Source organism: Mesorhizobium sp. A623, from assembly GCF_054489405.1.
The window spans coordinates 1-16,165 of sequence record NZ_JBTMXB010000006.1 but is presented as its reverse complement, the minus strand read 5'-3'; the positions used below and the strand labels follow the sequence as shown (position 1 = coordinate 16,165).

Sequence of the window (16,165 nt, the reverse complement as noted above, 5' to 3'; positions counted from 1 at the left end):
CGACAATGACCGACCTCGCAGCGAGCAATCAAAAAGTCCGGAAATCGTGGAAGGACATCGACCTGAGGGCGGTCGCGCCCTTCGTCGCGCTGGCTTTGCTTCTGGTGCTTGGCACTTTCGCCAACCCGAATTTCCTGGGCGTCGACAACCTCCTCAACGTCATCACCCGCAGCGCCTTCATCGCCATCATCGCGGTCGGCGCCACCTTCGTGATCGCCGCCGGCGGCCTCGATCTGTCGGTCGGCTCCATGGTGGCGTTCGTTGCCAGCCTGATGATCCTGTTCATGAACAGCGGCGTGATCGCCGACCCGGCCCTCATGCTGGTTGCCGCCATGGGCGTGGCCATCGTTGTCGGCCTGGCTTGCGGGCTTGCCAACGGCCTCGTCACCACGGTCGGGCGCATCGAGCCGTTCATCGCGACGCTCGGCACCATGGGCATCTATCGCGGCCTTACCACTTGGCTGTCGCAGGGCGGCGCGATCACCGTGCGTTCGCCCGAAATCCAGACGCTCTACCGTCCGGCTTATTTCGGCTCGGTGCTGGGCGTTCCTGTGCCGATCATCATCATCGTGGCGGTGGCACTCATCGGCGCGTTCGTGCTGCATCGGACCCGCTACGGACGCCATGTGCTGGCCGTCGGCTCCAATGAGGACGTGGCGCGCTATTCGGCCATTCCGGTCGACCGCGTGCGCACCGTCACCTACATCATCCAGGGCCTGTGCGTCGCCGTGGCTTGCCTGCTCTACGTGCCCCGCCTCGGCTCCACCTCGGCCACCACCGGCCTGATGTGGGAGTTGCAGGCGATCACCGCCGTGGTGGTCGGCGGCACCGCGCTACGCGGTGGAGTCGGCCGCATCTGGGGCACGGTGTGCGGCGCGTTCATCCTCGAAATCGTCGGCAACATCATGCTTTTGTCGAACTTCGTCAGCGAATATCTGATCGGCGCCATACAGGGCGCGATCATCATCATTGCGATGCTCGTCCAGCGTTCGCTGGTGCGGAAATCGTGAATGGCCGGATTGTCGGGTCGCCCGGTCGTCGATCAACTGACCTGAAGCTCTTGGGAGGTAACTATGCGTAAGCGAATGTTGGGCTTGGCCGTCGCCATGGCGGCCCTAATGGGCGTGGCTCACGCCGAAGACAAGAAAGTGACGATCGGCGTTTCGATACCTGCGGCCGACCATGGCTGGACCGCCGGCATCGTGTACCACGCAGAGCGCGTGGCCAAGCTTCTGATGGCAGAACATCCGGGGTTGAACGTCATCGTCAAGACCTCAGCGGATGCGGCGTCGCAGGCCAACGCGGTCCAGGATCTGGCCGTGCAGGGCATCGACGCGCTGGTCATCCTGCCGTCCGATCCGGACCCGCTGGTCAATGCCATCAAGGAAGTCAAGGACACGGGCACCTTCGTGACGCTGGTCGACCGTGCGCCGTCGAACAACGACGATTCGGTGCGTGACCTCTATGTCGCCGGCAACAACACCGCCCTTGGCGCTGTCGCTGGCAAATACATCAAGGACACCACCCCGGATGCCCAGGTCGTCGTCATTCGCGGCCTGCCAATTCCGATTGACCAGCAGCGCCAGGACGGCTTCGACAAGGCGATCGAAGGCTCGGGCGTGAAGGTGCTGGAAAAGCAGTTCGGCAACTGGAACCGCGACGACGCCTTCAAGGTGATGCAGGACTATCTGACCAAGTACCCCAAGATCGACGCGGTCTGGTGCCAGGATGACGACATGGCCGTCGGCGTGCTGCAGGCCATCGAGCAGGCGAAGCGCACCGACATCCAGTATGTCATCGCCGGCGCGGGTTCCAAGGACATGATCAAGAAGGTCATGGACGGCGACAAGATGGTCCCGGTGGACGTGCTGTATCCGCCGGCAATGATCGGCACGGCGATGGAACTCACCGCCAGCAACTTCTACGATCAGGTTCCGGTTCGCGGCACCTTCATCCTCGACGCCACGCTGGTGACCAAGGACAATGCGGAAAGCTTCTACTTCCCGGATTCTCCGTTCTGATTCTTTTTCGCCTCAAAAATGAAAAACCCGGCCTCGCGCCGGGTTTTTTTATGTCGATTTGTACCCGCGAGCAGCGCCCGCTGGCCGAAGCCTACTTGCCGCGATTGCGGGCGGCCAGCGTGCGCAGGCGCAGCGCGTTGAGGCGGATGAAGCCTTCTGCGTCCTTCTGGTCGTAGGCGCCACGGTCGTCCTCGAAGGTGACGAGGTCGTTGCGGTAGAGCGATTTTGGCGACTTGCGGCCGGAAACGATGACATTGCCCTTGTAGAGCTTCAGCCGCACCGTGCCCTCGACGTCTTCCTGGCTCTTGTCGATCATCGCCTGCAGCATGACGCGCTCCGGCGAGAACCAGAAGCCGTTATAGATCAGTTCGGCATAGCGCGGCATGAACTCGTCCTTGAGATGCGCGGCACCTCGGTCGAGCGTGATGGATTCGATGCCGCGATGCGCGGCCAGCAGGATGGTGCCGCCCGGCGTCTCATAGACGCCACGGCTCTTCATGCCGACGAAACGGTTCTCGACCAGATCGAGCCGGCCAATGCCGTTGTCGCGGCCAAGGTCGTTGAGCGCCGCCAGCATCGAGGCAGGAGATTTTTTCTTCCCGTTCAACGCGACCGGATCACCTTTGAGAAATTCAATCTCGATCTCGGTGACGACATCGGGCGCGTCCATCGGCGAAACGCTGCGCTGATGCACGAATTCCGGCGGCTCGACCCACGGGTCTTCCAGCACCTTGCCCTCGGAAGAGGAGTGCAGAAGGTTGGCATCGACCGAGAACGGGGCGTCGCCCTTCTTGTCCTTCGGCACCGGAATCTGGTGCTGTTCGGCAAAGTTCAACAGGTCGGTGCGTGACTTGAACGCCCAGTCGCGCCACGGCGCGATGACCTTGATGTCGGGGTTGAGCGCATAGGCGGCCAGTTCGAAGCGGACCTGGTCGTTGCCCTTGCCGGTCGCGCCATGGGCGACGGCGTCCGCGCCGGTTTCCCGCGCGATGTCGACCAGATGCTTGGAGATCAGCGGGCGCGCAATCGAGGTGCCGAGCAGGTAGCAGCCTTCATAGACGGCGTTGGCGCGGAACATCGGAAAGACGTAGTCCTTCACGAACTCCTCGCGCACATCCATGACGCGGATGTCCTTGATGCCCATCATCTCGGCTTTCTGGCGCGCCGGCTCCAGTTCACCGCCCTGGCCGAGGTCGGCGGTGAAGGTGACGACCTCCGCGCCGAGTTCGGTCTGCAGCCATTTCAGGATGATCGAGGTATCGAGACCGCCCGAATAGGCAAGCACGACCTTCTTGACGTCTTTGAGCTTGGACATTCTTTCCGCCGTTCCGTGATAAAGGTTGGAGGCGAGGTATCACGCCGTTTCCGGGTACGGCAAGAGGTGAGGCGATTAGCCGGGTTTTCGTGCGGCTCTTAAAGCCCCCTCTCACAAATTTTCCAAACGGGTTTTATTGGGACCAATCGACATTCAGCGATCGGAGCGTGATATGTCGATTGGTCCAGGGTCAGAGTGTTAGTCGGCGCTGCTATCGCCAACGCCGTCCAGTTCCTCGATGGCTTCGTCCGGCAGGACCAGTTCGGCCGCGGCAAGGTTCTCCCGCAGATGCCCGACGGAAGACGTTCCGGGGATCAGCAGGATATTCGGCGCGCGGCGAAGCAGCCAGGCCAGCGCAACCTGCATGGGTGTCGCGCCTAGACGAGCAGCGACACCGGACAAGGTCGACGACTGCAGCGGGGTGAACCCGCCAAGCGGAAAGAACGGCACATAGGCGATGCCCTCGCGCCCAAGATCATCGATCAGGCCATCGTCGTCCCGATGCGCCAGATTGTACTGGTTCTGCACCTCGACGATTTCGCAGATGCGACGGCCTTCCGCTATCTGGACCGGCGTGGCGTTGCTCAAGCCGATATGGCGCACCAGACCCTGCCGTTGGAGTTCGGCGAGAGCGGAAAGCGGCGCTTCGATCGGCCCTTCGGCGGGGCCGTGCGTATCGAACATCAGCCGGAGATTGACCACATCCAGCACGTCGAGGCCTAGATTGCGCAGATTTTCGTGTACCGCCTGGGTCAGTTCTTCGGGCGAAAAGGCTGGCAGCCACGATCCGTCCTCGCCCCGCCGCGCGCCGATCTTGGTCACGATAAGCAGATCGTCGGAATAGGGGTGCAGCGCCTCGCGGATCAATTTGTTGGTGACGTGCGGGCCGTAGAAATCGCTGGTGTCGATGTGGTTCACCCCGGATGCCACGGCCTCGCGCAGCACGGCCAGAGCCGCGTCGTGGTCCCTGGGCGGGCCGAAAACGCCCGGCCCCGCGAGTTGCATGGCGCCGTAGCCCAGGCGGTTCACGCTGCGGCCGCCTAAGATAAAGGTGCCGGACTTGTCGATATTGGTCATGGTCGATCTCCTATCAAGATGAACCGAAGATAGTCGCTATGCGGCCTGTTGATAATTAGGTACAATCCGAACAGCTTGTGCGGAGTACCGAACAATGAAGGGCGACCTGTCCGATCTGAATGCCTTTGTCGCGGTGGCGCGCGCCGGCGGCTTTCGCGTGGGAGCGCGGGCCAGCGGCCTGAGCGCTTCGGGTCTGAGCGAGGCCGTGCGTAGGCTCGAAGCGCAGCTTGGTGTCCGGCTCCTCAACCGGACGACGCGCAGCGTCGCTCCCACCGAAGCCGGCAAGGGCCTGCTGGAGCGGCTTAGCCCGGCATTCGCCGAGGTTGAAGCTGCCCTCGACGCCGTGACCGGCTTTCGCGACAGGCCGGCGGGAATGCTCAAGCTGAACGTTCCGGTCAGCGCTGCTCGCCTGGTGCTGCCCGCTATCGTTCCGCAATTCCTCGACGCCTATCCCGACATCCGGCTGGAAGTGATCACCGAGGAAAGCTTCGTCGACGTGCTGGCCGCTGGGTGTGATGCAGGCATCCGTTACGACGAGCGGCTGGAGCAGGACATGATTGCGGTGCCGATCGGACCGCGCGTCCAGCGCTTCGCCGCCGCCGCCTCCCCTTCATACCTTGCCAGCCATGATCGGCCGGAACATCCCCGCGACCTGCTCGACCATGCCTGCCTGCGCAGTCGCTTTTCCGGGCGGGCCGTCACCCCGTGGGAATTCGAGCGCAACGGCAAGACGATAGAAGTCGATCCAACAGGGCCGCTCATCGTGCGGGCAGGTGGAGGGGTCGATCTCGCCGTCGATGCGGCAATCGCGGGAAACGGCATCATTTACTTGTTCGAAGAATGGCTGCGCCCGCATTTGCGGAGCGGCGCCCTCCAGCCCGTCCTCGAACCATGGTGGCCGCGTTTTTCCGGGCCGTTCCTTTACTATCCCGGTCGCCGCCTCGTGCCGGCGCCGCTGCGCGCCTTCATCGATTTCATCAAGGCGTCCGCCAACCGGGCCTGACGTCCGCCCGGCTCGGAGACGACTCTATCCTTGAGGGGAGCGAGGGCGTTGAACGGTCGCTCCATCCGATATGCTGCATCCCGGCCGAACTTCGGCCGGGATGCAGGGAGTTTCGGTTACTCGGCGATCTTGCCGCAGGTGGTCAGCGCGTCTTCCGGCGTACAGACCTCGGTGCCGGTCTTGATGAACGGCTCAACGGTTTCGCCCTTGGTCAGCTTGTCCAGCGCCATGATGGTTTCGTAGCCCATGTCGTAAGGGCGCTGGCCGATATTGTAATGGCTGAGGCCTTCGGCGAGCAGCGGCAGCTGCGGGCCGAAATTGTCGCCGAATACCACCACCAGATCCTTGCTGTCGAGACGGGCCTTGAGCGGCTCCATTGCCTGCTTGTAGGCCTGCGGCGCGTACTGCGCCCAACCGCCGACCGCAACGAAGGCGCTGAGTTCGGGATTGTTGGTCATGACGTCGCGAACCTGCTGGGCCGCCAGCGTGATGTCGTCATTGTTGTAGACCGGGCAACCTGCCGGCTCCGTCCAGCCATTCTGGCCGGTCAGCGTATCCACGCCCTTGTCCTTGGCGACGCCGGCCAGCGTGTCGCGGATACCCTGGACGCGCGCCTTCAGGTTTTCGGAAGCCGGCGCGCCCGACTGGATGCAGACGGTTCCGCCGCTTTTCTTGTTGTCGAGCACCTTTTGCGCCAGCGCAATGCCGAATTCGTAATTGTCGGTGCCGATATAGGTGGAGCGCAGGCCGGCGTCTTCCGGCAGGACGTCGGTGTCGAAGGTGACGACCGGAATGCCCCTTTCCTTGGCCATCTTCATGATGCGGGCCATCGCCTTCGGATTGCCGGCAGAAATGCCGAGGCCGGCAACGCCGCGCGTGACCATGTCCTGAGCAAGCTGGACCTGCTTGGCTTCGTCATATTCGGTCGGTCCGAGATAGGTGCAGGTGACGTCGCCGAGTTTCTTGGCGGCAGCCTCGCAGCCCTGCTTGATCGGCGGGCTGAAGGCGTTGTTGAGAACCTTGAAGACGAGCGCGAACTCGCGCTCCGCCGCATTGGCCTGCACTGCCGTCATGCCGATGGCCAGGCAAGCGACCGAAAGGGTTACCTTGAGTTTGCGAGAGAGATGCATGGACGTTCCTCCGTTATTCTTTTTCAGGTGTGGATCCGCCCTCAGCGACGCAGCGAGCGGATTCTTTCAAGCAGGACGGCAGCGAGAATGAAGCTTCCCACGAACGTTCCCTGCCAGAAGGGGTTGACGCCTGCGATGAGCAGCGCGTTGCGAATGACCTCGACGAGGATGGCGCCGATGCCGGCGCCAAGCGCGGTGCCGAAGCCGCCGGTCAGCGAAGCGCCGCCGATGACCGCCGCCGCGATGACCTGCAACTCGTAGCCGGTGCCGATCGCGTTGGTGACGGCGCCGAGCCAGCCCACCAGGAATACGGCCGTGATCGCGACCATCATGCCGCTGAACGCGTAAGCCGAGACCTTGACGAGGTCGACCGGGATGCCGGCCAGCCGCGCCGCGCTCTCATTGCCGCCAATGGCAAACAGATAGCGGCCCCAGCGCGTCATGGTCAGCAGGAAGTGCAGGACGATGACGCCGACGACCAGGGCATAGACCACGTTGGGCAGCCCGAAGCTGTAGCCGCCACCAAGCGCGATGATGCCGTTCGTCGCCCGGCCGAACTCGTAGAACACCTCGTTGTTGGTCAGCACCAGCGCCAGGCTGCGGCCGATAGACAAGGTGGCGAGCGTGACGATGAAGGGCGGCAGCCTGATATAGGCGATGATGGCGCCGTTCACCGCGCCGCAAGCAATACCCATGACAAGCGTGGCCACAATGCCAACCACAAGCGGCATGTCGGCGTTGAGCACGATGCCGAGCGTCACCCCGCACATGCCGAGGATGGAACCGACCGAAATATCGATGCCGCCGCAGATGAGCACCGGCGTCATACCAAGCGCCATGATGCCGATGAAACAGGCGTTCTGGAAGACGTTGAGCAAATTGCCGGGGGTCGCGAATTTCGAGGAGATCAGCGAGACGGCGAGGCCGATCACCAGGATCGCCAGCGCTATCCACGTTTCCTGCGCCAGGACTACACGGCCCCAGAACGGCCGTTCGGAGCCTTTCAGCAGGTCGACATCCATGCCGGGGGCTTCGTCGGGAGCACTCATGCGTTTCTTCTCCGGATCGTCGGTTTCAGGCGGTCTGGATCGCGCCGGTAATCAGGCCGGTCACTTCCTCCGGGCTCGACCGGTCGATCATCTTGTCGGCTACCTTGCGGCCTCGGCGCATCACGACCACCCGGTCGCACACCTCGAAGACGTCCGGCATGCGGTGGCTGATCAGGATGACGGAAAGCCCCTGCTCCTTCATGCGGCGGATGAGGGCAAGCACCTCGGCGACCTGCCTGATGCTGATTGCCGCCGTCGGTTCGTCCATCAGCACGATTTTCGACCTGGCAAGCCTGGTGCGCGCAATCGCCACCGCCTGGCGCTGGCCCCCCGACATGCGAATGACCAGATCGGCAGGGCGCGTCTCGGATTTCAGTTCCTTGAATATTTCGGCCGACCGGGCGTTCATGCCCTTGTGATCCAGCACCTTCACCGGCCCGAGCCGCTTCATCAATTCGCGGCCGAGGAAAACGTTCGCCGAAGCCGTCAGATTATCGCAGATCGCGAGGTCTTGATAGACGACCTCGATGCCGTGGCGGCGGGCGTCGGCCGGGCCGGAAAACACTACCGGCTTGCCCTCCAGCACGTAAGAACCAGACGAGGGCTGGAAATTGCCGGCGATGGTTTTCACCAGGGTCGACTTGCCGGCTCCATTGTCTCCCATCAGACCCAGAACTTCGCCCTGGTTGATGTCGAGTGAAACACCATCGAGCGCGCGGACGGCACCAAAATCCTTCACGATATTTTCGAGCCGCGCCAGAAGGGTCATCGCATCTCCCCGCATCTTTGTAATTTTATCGAACAAACCACCCTTTTTACGGCCCGTCAATAGCCGGAATGCAGCTTCGGTATGCTGCAATGCAGCACGATAATCACGAATTGACAGTGAATGCACAGTCAATTAGTCAATGTATCGAACAAATAGGTGGATACCTCCTTGGGCACCTCCGATTTTCGACCAAATGAAGTCCGTGCGCTTGGCGCGCTGTTCCGTATGGGCGGCCTCAGCCGGGCGGCACTCGCACGCGAACTTGGCCTGACGCGCTCGACGACGGGCATCCTCGTCCAGAGCCTGGTCGATGCCGGCCTTGCCCGGGAGCGGGAGGACACTGCAGGGGACGAAGGCGGGGCCAGGGTCGGCCGACCGGGAATCATCGTCGAACTCGATGGCAACGGTGCCTCCTTTCTCGGCGCCTATATCGGCGTCAACCGGGTCGACGTTCTTGCCGTCGACCTGACCGGAGCGATCTGCGCCAGGGCGTCGCGCGGCTTTTCGGGTGCGGCGAGCAAGCCCGATCTGGCGGTGGAGATCGTCATGGCGCTCGTTGGGGACGTGCTTCGCAAGCTGCCCCCAGGCACGCGGACTTACGGCTTGAACATAGCCCTCCCGGGTTTTCTTGGCGCGAATGGCGCAACCTACCATGCCGCGATTCTCGGCTGGCACGGCATTAACCTGACGCACTTTCTTTCCGTCTCCGCCGGCCTGAATATCCCGATCCTTTTTGAAAACGACGCCAACGCGGTGGCCGTGGCCGAAACCTATCGCTCCGGTCTTTGCGAGGGGGAAAGCGAAGACAGCCTCGTTGTCCTGATCGAAAACGGCGTCGGCGGCGGCATCGTCAGTGGCGGCCGGCTGCATCGCGGCCAGTTGGGCGGCGCAGGCGAGATCGGCCATATGCCGATCGGCGAGGCAGGTTTCATCTACGACCCGGTGCGGCCCGGCCGCCTGGAGACCTTTATCGGCAAGGACGCGCTGCTTGCCCGGTACGCGCATATGGCGGGCGTCACCTGCACGCTGGACGCGTTCATCGAGAGACTGGCCGCCGGAGAACCCGCCGCCCTGGCCTGCGCGAAAGACTGGGCGCACTGGCTCGTGCGCGGGCTTGGCGCGCTTGCCTGCGTGCTGCAGCCCGGGCGCATCATTCTCGCCGGGTCGGTCAGTGCGGTTTACCCGTTCGTTGCCGAACAGGCCGAGGCTTCGTTGGCGGTAGCCTTCGTCGAAGGCTACCCCGTGCCGCGCATCGAGTTATCGCGCACCGGCAATGACGGGCCGGCGCTCGGCGCGGCCTATCTGCTTCATCAGGCGCTGTTCTCGGGAGAATCGCGCCTGCAGCCGCGCGATCTCGCAGAATTGTAACAGACAGGAGTTTTCATGCCTCGCAAAGACGACAACAGGCTGCGGATCGGGATTCTGGGCTGCGGTCCGATTGCGCAGGCGGCGCACTTCGAATCATGCGCCAAGGCACGGAACGCGGACCTCTATGCCATCTGCGATGTCGCCGACGATCTGCGCGAGCGGATGGCCGCGACGCACGCGCCGCAAAAATCCTACGCCGACTACGAGACGATGCTCGCCGATCCCGATCTCGATGCCGTCATCATCGCGACTTCCGACGCCTTCCATGTCAGGGCCACCGAAATGGCGCTTCAGGCGGGCAAGCATGTGCTGTGCGAGAAGCCGCTTGGCGTATCGATCGAGGAAGTGGAGGGCCTGCGCGGGCTGGTCAAGGCCAGCGGCAAGGTGCTCCAGGTCGGGCACATGAAGCGGTTCGATCCCGGCATCCAGTCGGCCAAGGCATTCGTGACCGGGGAAATGGGCGAGCGGCTGGCCTATAAGGGCTGGTATTGCGACAACACCCACCGCTACGCCATGACCGACGCTGTCCAGCCCCTGATCGTCAAGAGCGCCAAGGCGAGGAAACCGGCGGTCAACCCCAAGGACAATCTGGCCCAGTATTACATGCTGGCTCATGGCAGCCACTTGGTCGACACGGCCAGGCATCTGTTCGGCCCGATCGAGGCGGTAGATGCCCGCCTCACCCAGCGGTTCGGAGCCTATTGCTGGTTCGTGAACGCCTATTTCGAGGATGGCACGGTCGGCCAGCTCGATCTTACCGTCGCCGTGCGGATGGACTGGCATGAAGGTTTCCAGATCTACGGCCAGAACGGCAGCGTTTTGGCCAAGACCTACAATCCCTGGTATTATAAGAGCAGCGAAGTCGATATTTTCCGGGAAGCGGACGGAAGCTGGCATCGCCTGTTGGGAGCGGACGGTCATTTCTACCGGCGCCAGGTCGAGGGCTTCGCCGATGTCATTCTGAACGGCGCGCCCATGGAAGGCGCCGACATCGACGACGGCATCGCATCGGTCCGCGCCATGGTGGCGATTGCGCGGTCGGTGGCCAGCGGCAAGGCCTTCCGTCTCGCCGACGCCGAAGGAATCGTGTGATGCAGCTCGGCATCTTCGCCAAGACTTTCGCGGCACAAGGGGCGCTATCCAGTCTGCAGGCGGTCGCCACCGCAGGCTTTGAGACCGCACAGTTCAACCTCGCATGCCTCGGCATGCCGTCGATGCCCGAACACATCGATCCCGCCGTGGCCGCAGATGTCGCGGAAGCGGCAGTGCGCACGGGCATATCGATCACCGCCGTCTCCGGCACCTACAACATGATCCACCCGGACATTACCGTGCGGAAAGCCGGCCTTGCCAGACTGGAGGTTCTTTGCGGCGTGAGCCACGGCATGGGAACGCGGCTGGTCACGCTGTGTACCGGAACGCGCGATCCGGCCGACCAATGGCGGTGGCATCCGGCAAACGCCGATGCCGACGCATGGCGCGACCTTCTCGTGGAGATGGAGAAGGCCGTCGCCATCGCAGAGCGCTTCGATCTGGAACTTGGCATCGAACCCGAACTGGCCAATGTCGTTTCCAGCGCGGCTGCCGCAGCACAGCTTTTCAAGGAAATGGCCAGCCCGCGCCTGCGCATCGTGCTCGATCCGGCCAACTTGTTCGAGGTGGCGACGCCGGAAGAAAGGCATAGGCTGGTGGAAGAAGCGGTCGGCCTGCTCGGCCCAAACATCACGATGGCTCATGCCAAGGACCGCAGCGCGGACGGCGGCTTTACGGCGGCCGGGCAAGGCGTGATCGATTTTCCTCACTTCGTCGCTTGCCTGGAAAGCGCCGGCTTCGACGGTCCCCTGATAACCCATGGGCTAACCGAAGCGAAGGCGCCTGCGGTGGCCCGCTTCCTAAAGGGCGTATTAGAGCGCCATGCGTCCTCTCGGGCGGCGCAGGAAGGCGGCAGATGACCGCTTTCGACCGGGACGGCGTTCATCTCGAATATCGGGACATCGGAAGCGACCGGCCGGTGCTTTTCCAGCACGGTCTCGGCGGTGACGATGCACAGGTCGCCGACATTTTCCCGGATGTGCCGGAGGTTCGCAGGATCACGCTGGAGTGCCGTGGGCAGGGCGGTTCGTCGTTCGGACCGGTCGCGCAGCTTTCCATCGAGACCTTCGCCGACGACCTCGATGCGTTGGCAAATCGCCTGAAGCTGGGAGCGGCCGTTGTCGGCGGCATCTCCATGGGAGCGGCAATTGCCCTGCGCATGGCGGTGCGGCGGCCGCAACGGGTACGCGCGCTGGTTCTTGCACGGCCGGCATGGGTGACGGCTTCCGCCCCCGCCAACATGCTGCCCTACGGCCTGGTCGGCGAGCTGCTCCAGAGCTGCCCGCCGGACGAGGCGCGACGCCGGTTCGACGCGAGCGAAACGGCGGCCGAGTTAAGGCAGCGCGCGCCCGACAATCTCGCCAGCCTGGAAGGGTTCTTTTCCCGCGCCGCGCCGGTGGCCTTTGGTGGCTTGCTGAGCGCCATCGCCGCCGACGGGCCCGGCATTGCCGAAGAGGAACTGCGCGCCATCGAGGTTCCGACGCTGGTGATCGGCCATGGCCACGACCTGGCTCATCCGCTGGCCCATGCCGAGACGCTGGCCCGCCTGATCCCTGGAGCGATCCTCCGCGTCATAACGCCGAAGGCCGTCGACCGGAACGCCTACCGGCAGGAATTTGGGGCCTGTCTTGCCGAATTCCTGGATGCCCAGGCATGATGCAAGGTGCAGAAACGGCAACGATCGCCGTGGCGGAAATCGGCGGAACTTCGGTCAAGGTCGGCTTTGCCGATCGTGGCGAGCCGCTTGAGTTTACGCGCACCTGTTCGACTGACGAACTTCGGCACGGCGTGCCGGTTTCCAGGTTGGCGGCCATCCTGCGTACTGCCTCGCTCGAGGCCGGGCTGGCGATAGAGCGCGTGGTGGCGACCGTTCCCGGTTTCATCGGGCGCGATTTCGACACTGTCCTGCACACAGCCAACATCCCGGAGTTGAACGGAACGCATCTTGCTTCGGAACTGGCGGCGGCGCTTGGCGTGCCGGTGCGCCTTGAGCGCGACGTCGTTCTCCAATTGCTCGGCGAAAGCATCGCCGGCGCCGTTCGCGGGGAGAGCGAAGTACTGGGCGTCTATTTCGGCACCGGCATCGGTGCGGCATATCTCGGCCGGGACGGCATTTTCCGCGGCGGCGGATGGGCGCTTGAAATCGGGCATATGCCAGTGCGCCGAATGGACGACCATGGTAATCCGCCCCGGCGCGTCGAAGCCTATGCTTCGGGCGTCACGCTGGTCGATCTCGCTTCCAGGCACGGCGTCGCCGTCAACGATCTGTTTGAGGCGGGCGCCGGCTCGCCGGCGCTCGCCGACGCGCTTGACGACATCCTATGGCAGCAGGCGGTGACGGTCGCCAGCGCCGCAGTATTATTCTCGCCGCAAACCATTCTTCTGGGCGGCGGTGTCGTCGAAATGACGGGATACCCCCGCGATCTGCTCAAGCACCGCATCGTTGGCTGCCTGCCGCACTCCGGATTGATCCATTCGCCGGATATACGCTGGGCCTGCCTTGGCTGGCAGGCGGCCATCCACGGCGCGATTCATCTTGGCTCCGCAGCACGGCAGCGCTTGGCGGAATGAGGGATTATTCTATATAGTCGGCCGCGCAAAAGCTGATCCCTCGTTGTCGACCTCATGTTGGCGGAACATTCATGGTAATTTCGGAAAGCGCCCGCAGCAGCCAGGCGGTGGACGCCGCCGCCCGCCTTGCCGCGATTTTCGATTCGTCCTTCGACGCCATCGTGGGGAAGGATCTGAACAGCGTCATAACGGACTGGAACCGCGCCGCCGAAAGGCTGTTCGGCTACACCGCGCAGGAAGCGGTGGGCAAATCCGTTCTCATGCTCATCCCCGAAAACCGGCACATGGAAGAAACCGACATCATTGACCGCATCAGCCGTGGCGAGCGGGTCGAAACCTTCGAGACGCTGCGGTTGCGCAAGGACGGAACGCTTATTCCCGTTTCGCTGACCATCTCACCGATCAGGAACAGCGATGGCGAGATCGTCGGCGCGTCCAAGATCGCCAGGGATATTTCGCAGGCCAAGGAAAGCGAGCGGCGTATCAAGCTGCTGCTGCGTGAGGTCAATCATCGCGTAAAAAACCAGTTTTCGGTCATTATCTCCATGGTCAGGGAAACGGCCAAGCGGGCGGTCAACCCGCAGGATTTCGAAAGGCAGATACGCGACCGCATCATCGCGCTGTCGCGGTCCCACGACCTTCTGGTCACCTCCGACTGGCAGGGCGCCAGCCTGTTCGACCTTGTCGAAGAGCATTTGAAACCGTTCGGCTATGAAGAGCAGATCACGCTTTCCGGCCCGCTTCTCACCCTGTTGCCGAACGCCGTCCAGTATATCGGCATGGCGTTCCATGAACTGGGAACCAACTCGGCCAAGCATGGCGCTCTTTCGCGGGGTGCCGGGCGGATCGCGGTAAGTTGGCAGGTGACGTCAGACGAAGCAGGGCAACGCGAATTGTCGATCATCTGGGAAGAAACGACGCCTTCTGCAACGACGGACACCGGTCGGCACGGCTTTGGCAGCATCGTCCTCCAGCGAGTCGCGCCGGCGGCGGTCAATGGAACCGCCACCCTGGAAAAGATAGAAGGTAATTTGCGCTGGGTCCTGAAAGCACCCGTCGCGTCAGCGCTTGTTCAGCCCGGCGTAGAGCCGGAAAGCGAGGGCGATCTCCCGCTCCCGCTTTAGATTTCCACACCCGATCAGTCACGCCGGGCGGCCGCCCGGAAAATTGTCCAGCAGCGTATTCAGGTCGCCGGAAGGCATCCGGCCCTCGGGCGTCAGGCCGTCCACCGCGTCCGGCAGATCCTTGGTCAGCCGCTCGACAAGCTCATCGATCGACAATCCTGTCTGCGCGGAAAGTTCTTTCAGCGTATCGGGATCGATCGCCTTTTCGATCTGGTCGCGCTGAACCGACTTGTTCGGCCCGGTGCCAACCCAGCTATCGACGGGATCGCCGGCGCCCGCATTGCGCAGCCGGTCGAGCATGTCGTTCAGGCCGCCAGCCAGACCGCCGCCGTTCGGGTCGGTCGAAGACGCGCCGCTGATGAGTTCGCCAAGTTTGTCGCGGTTCTTGTAGGCCAGTAGCCCGATCAGCGCGACCGCGACATTTTTCAGATTGAGGCTCATGATGCGTTTCCCCTTGTTGTTGCGCAACGAAAAGCCGCAGCCGGCGGAAAAGTTCCGCAATTCCACTTTTTTTCAGAAAGCCGTGGAACCGGTTTCGCTTCCGTCCATTCTCTCTCGCACCCATTCTCGGGGCGTCTCAGGCAACGGGCCCGCATGTCCATGGATGTGCGGGCCTTCTGCCGAAATGGCAGATGGCCAGCGGGCTGTCCCTGGCGGTGGCGAAGGCGGCGGGGATCAGGCTTCGCGCCGGCTCCGGAACTGCATCTCGGTCTGCACGGCGTCCTGGAGATCGAGGATTTCGGAGCGGATCACCGCGTCGGACAGGCCCGATGCACGCATGCCAGTGACGATCTCGGCGACCCTTGTCCGCCAGAACTCGCTGGCGGCAGGGCCGTGCACCACCTCCAGATCGTCGACCATCGTCTTGACGAGATGTGTGCGGGAACTCAGCGGAAAAGGAATCAGGTCAGCCATGCCGGCACAGTTGGCCAATCATGGTTTACAGAGGGTGAACACGGAAAAATTCCGGCAGTTCAGTGATCGGCCACCGGGTCTTGCACGACCGTCTTTTCCGGGACGGCCGCTGCTTCGGCTCCGGGTGCCAGCCTGAGGATAGCTGGAACAATACCGCCGATGAACTGCACGGCGCTGAGGATGACGGACAGCAGGAAAGCAAGGGCCAGGACCAGAGGGCTCGTCAGCGCGCGATCCATCCAGGTCGGCGCGATGTTCGCCGGTTTGGCGCCGCCGAAATAGCCGATCTCCAGCGACACCGGACCGGGAGCCGAAACCAGGCCGACATTGAATCCCGGCTTGCCCGGTTCGATCTTGGCGATATGGCCGAAGACCTCGGCCGGCTGCCTTCCTTCCTTGCCTGCGGTCATGATCTCGGCGCTCTCACCGCTCCTGATCTTGCCGGCCTTCAGCACCTCGGTATCTTCCGACCAGAGGGGCTTTTCACGCACCTCGTAGGTTCCCGAAAGGAGCGTCCGCGTCTCGCCGGAAGAAACCTGGTTGCCAACCCGGGCGGTGCCGTTGAAGGAAAGCACGCCGAGTGCTGCCCATTCATCCTTGCCGCTTCTCGCTTTCGACAACGCCTCGGGCATGAAGGCAGAGATGTCTGACACCTGACCTTAGACCCTAAACTTCCTCCATGTTTTGGTAGAGTCCGCCCACTTTTGGAGACGGACAATGAAGCGCAGCAG

17 protein-coding genes are annotated in these 16,165 nt (G+C 63.0%); 9 read left to right on the top strand and 8 right to left on the bottom strand.

The genetic code is table 11. From position 1 onward, the window contains the following. Positions 1-5: 5 nt before the first annotated feature. Both ACX3P1_RS08050 and ACX3P1_RS08045 read left to right on the top strand, forming a co-directional pair. Entirely contained in the window at positions 6-1,010 is a 1,005-nt protein-coding gene (locus ACX3P1_RS08050; RefSeq protein WP_459079053.1) for an ABC transporter permease, read from the top strand. A gap of 63 nt (positions 1,011-1,073) precedes the next feature. Beyond that, positions 1,074-2,021, top strand: a complete 948-nt coding sequence (locus ACX3P1_RS08045; protein ID WP_459079052.1) for a substrate-binding domain-containing protein — start codon at positions 1,074-1,076, stop codon at positions 2,019-2,021. A 91-nt stretch (positions 2,022-2,112) separates the two neighbouring features. On the opposite strand, the gene ACX3P1_RS08040 is transcribed toward ACX3P1_RS08045, so the two are convergent. Further along, on the bottom strand, positions 2,113-3,336 hold the full coding sequence (locus ACX3P1_RS08040) for an argininosuccinate synthase (RefSeq protein ID WP_459079051.1): 1,224 nt from the start codon (positions 3,334-3,336) through the stop codon (positions 2,113-2,115). Positions 3,337-3,534: 198 nt separating this feature from the next. After that, positions 3,535-4,413 carry an aldo/keto reductase family oxidoreductase gene (locus ACX3P1_RS08035; RefSeq protein WP_459079050.1) on the bottom strand — a complete coding sequence of 293 codons (879 nt, stop codon included), beginning with the start codon at positions 4,411-4,413 and terminating at the stop codon, positions 3,535-3,537. Between the two features lie 94 nt (positions 4,414-4,507). Between ACX3P1_RS08035 and ACX3P1_RS08030 the strand changes: the two genes are divergently transcribed. Then, complete coding sequence (locus ACX3P1_RS08030) at positions 4,508-5,416, top strand: LysR family transcriptional regulator (RefSeq protein ID WP_459079049.1); 909 nt, start codon at positions 4,508-4,510, stop codon at positions 5,414-5,416. A 116-nt stretch (positions 5,417-5,532) separates the two neighbouring features. Here ACX3P1_RS08030 and ACX3P1_RS08025 read toward each other — a convergent pair whose 3' ends face one another. The 3 genes from ACX3P1_RS08025 to ACX3P1_RS08015 are packed head-to-tail and all read right to left on the bottom strand — an operon-like array spanning position 5,533 to position 8,364. Next, complete coding sequence (locus ACX3P1_RS08025; RefSeq protein ID WP_459079048.1) at positions 5,533-6,546, bottom strand: sugar-binding protein; 1,014 nt, start codon at positions 6,544-6,546, stop codon at positions 5,533-5,535. 41 nt (positions 6,547-6,587) lie between these two features. Then, positions 6,588-7,568, bottom strand: a complete 981-nt coding sequence (locus tag ACX3P1_RS08020; RefSeq protein ID WP_459079233.1) for an ABC transporter permease — start codon at positions 7,566-7,568, stop codon at positions 6,588-6,590. Positions 7,569-7,620: 52 nt separating this feature from the next. Then, entirely contained in the window at positions 7,621-8,364 is a 744-nt protein-coding gene (locus ACX3P1_RS08015) for an ATP-binding cassette domain-containing protein (protein ID WP_459079047.1), read from the bottom strand. Positions 8,365-8,532: 168 nt separating this feature from the next. On the opposite strand from ACX3P1_RS08015, the gene ACX3P1_RS08010 reads away from it, so the two are divergent. The 6 genes from ACX3P1_RS08010 to ACX3P1_RS07985 all read left to right on the top strand — a co-directional run bounded on the left by ACX3P1_RS08010 (position 8,533) and on the right by ACX3P1_RS07985 (position 14,519). Next, entirely contained in the window at positions 8,533-9,732 is a 1,200-nt protein-coding gene (locus ACX3P1_RS08010; RefSeq protein WP_459079046.1) for an ROK family transcriptional regulator, read from the top strand. A gap of 15 nt (positions 9,733-9,747) precedes the next feature. Continuing rightward, positions 9,748-10,824 (top strand): Gfo/Idh/MocA family protein, encoded by a 1,077-nt coding sequence (locus ACX3P1_RS08005; protein ID WP_459079045.1) that lies wholly within the window; start codon positions 9,748-9,750, stop codon positions 10,822-10,824. Next, positions 10,824-11,684, top strand: a complete 861-nt coding sequence (locus ACX3P1_RS08000; RefSeq protein ID WP_459079044.1) for a sugar phosphate isomerase/epimerase family protein — start codon at positions 10,824-10,826, stop codon at positions 11,682-11,684. The genes ACX3P1_RS08005 and ACX3P1_RS08000 overlap by 1 nt, the downstream gene beginning before the upstream one ends. Continuing rightward, positions 11,681-12,481: an alpha/beta fold hydrolase gene (locus ACX3P1_RS07995; protein ID WP_459079043.1), complete on the top strand. Its 801-nt coding sequence runs from the start codon at positions 11,681-11,683 to the stop codon at positions 12,479-12,481. Before ACX3P1_RS08000 ends, ACX3P1_RS07995 begins: the two co-directional genes overlap by 4 nt. Beyond that, positions 12,478-13,395 carry an ROK family protein gene (locus ACX3P1_RS07990; protein WP_459079042.1) on the top strand — a complete coding sequence of 306 codons (918 nt, stop codon included), beginning with the start codon at positions 12,478-12,480 and terminating at the stop codon, positions 13,393-13,395. Before ACX3P1_RS07995 ends, ACX3P1_RS07990 begins: the two co-directional genes overlap by 4 nt. A gap of 71 nt (positions 13,396-13,466) precedes the next feature. Further along, positions 13,467-14,519: a sensor histidine kinase gene (locus ACX3P1_RS07985; protein WP_459079041.1), complete on the top strand. Its 1,053-nt coding sequence runs from the start codon at positions 13,467-13,469 to the stop codon at positions 14,517-14,519. 18 nt (positions 14,520-14,537) lie between these two features. Here ACX3P1_RS07985 and ACX3P1_RS07980 read toward each other — a convergent pair whose 3' ends face one another. From ACX3P1_RS07980 to ACX3P1_RS07970, 3 genes are all read right to left on the bottom strand, one after another. After that, a complete protein-coding gene (locus ACX3P1_RS07980) occupies positions 14,538-14,960 on the bottom strand; it encodes a YidB family protein (RefSeq protein ID WP_459079040.1) in 423 nt (140 codons plus the stop codon). Positions 14,961-15,194: 234 nt separating this feature from the next. Next, positions 15,195-15,434, bottom strand: a complete 240-nt coding sequence (locus ACX3P1_RS07975) for a DUF6074 family protein (RefSeq protein WP_459079039.1) — start codon at positions 15,432-15,434, stop codon at positions 15,195-15,197. Between the two features lie 59 nt (positions 15,435-15,493). Then, the gene (locus tag ACX3P1_RS07970; RefSeq protein WP_459079038.1) at positions 15,494-16,087 is read right to left on the bottom strand and encodes a hypothetical protein; all 594 of its coding nucleotides are present in this window, start codon (positions 16,085-16,087) and stop codon (positions 15,494-15,496) included. Positions 16,088-16,165: the final 78 nt, after the last annotated feature.

Bases quoted from the DNA above. Each gene is read 5' to 3' on its own strand.
- ACX3P1_RS08040 (WP_459079051.1), bottom strand. From the start codon at position 3,336: ATGTCCAAGCTCAAAGACGTCAAGAAGGTCGTGCTTGCCTATTCGGGC.
- ACX3P1_RS08030 (WP_459079049.1), top strand. From the start codon at position 4,508: ATGAAGGGCGACCTGTCCGATCTGAATGCCTTTGTCGCGGTGGCGCGC.
- ACX3P1_RS08020 (WP_459079233.1), bottom strand. From the start codon at position 7,568: ATGGATGTCGACCTGCTGAAAGGCTCCGAACGGCCGTTCTGGGGCCGT.
- ACX3P1_RS07995 (WP_459079043.1), top strand. From the start codon at position 11,681: ATGACCGCTTTCGACCGGGACGGCGTTCATCTCGAATATCGGGACATC.
- ACX3P1_RS07985 (WP_459079041.1), top strand. From the start codon at position 13,467: ATGGTAATTTCGGAAAGCGCCCGCAGCAGCCAGGCGGTGGACGCCGCC.
- ACX3P1_RS07990 (WP_459079042.1), top strand. From the start codon at position 12,478: ATGATGCAAGGTGCAGAAACGGCAACGATCGCCGTGGCGGAAATCGGC.
- ACX3P1_RS08015 (WP_459079047.1), bottom strand. From the start codon at position 8,364: ATGACCCTTCTGGCGCGGCTCGAAAATATCGTGAAGGATTTTGGTGCC.
- ACX3P1_RS08025 (WP_459079048.1), bottom strand. From the start codon at position 6,546: ATGCATCTCTCTCGCAAACTCAAGGTAACCCTTTCGGTCGCTTGCCTG.
- ACX3P1_RS07975 (WP_459079039.1), bottom strand. From the start codon at position 15,434: ATGGCTGACCTGATTCCTTTTCCGCTGAGTTCCCGCACACATCTCGTC.
- ACX3P1_RS08045 (WP_459079052.1), top strand. From the start codon at position 1,074: ATGCGTAAGCGAATGTTGGGCTTGGCCGTCGCCATGGCGGCCCTAATG.
- ACX3P1_RS08050 (WP_459079053.1), top strand. From the start codon at position 6: ATGACCGACCTCGCAGCGAGCAATCAAAAAGTCCGGAAATCGTGGAAG.
- ACX3P1_RS07980 (WP_459079040.1), bottom strand. From the start codon at position 14,960: ATGAGCCTCAATCTGAAAAATGTCGCGGTCGCGCTGATCGGGCTACTG.
- ACX3P1_RS08000 (WP_459079044.1), top strand. From the start codon at position 10,824: ATGCAGCTCGGCATCTTCGCCAAGACTTTCGCGGCACAAGGGGCGCTA.
- ACX3P1_RS08005 (WP_459079045.1), top strand. From the start codon at position 9,748: ATGCCTCGCAAAGACGACAACAGGCTGCGGATCGGGATTCTGGGCTGC.
- ACX3P1_RS08035 (WP_459079050.1), bottom strand. From the start codon at position 4,413: ATGACCAATATCGACAAGTCCGGCACCTTTATCTTAGGCGGCCGCAGC.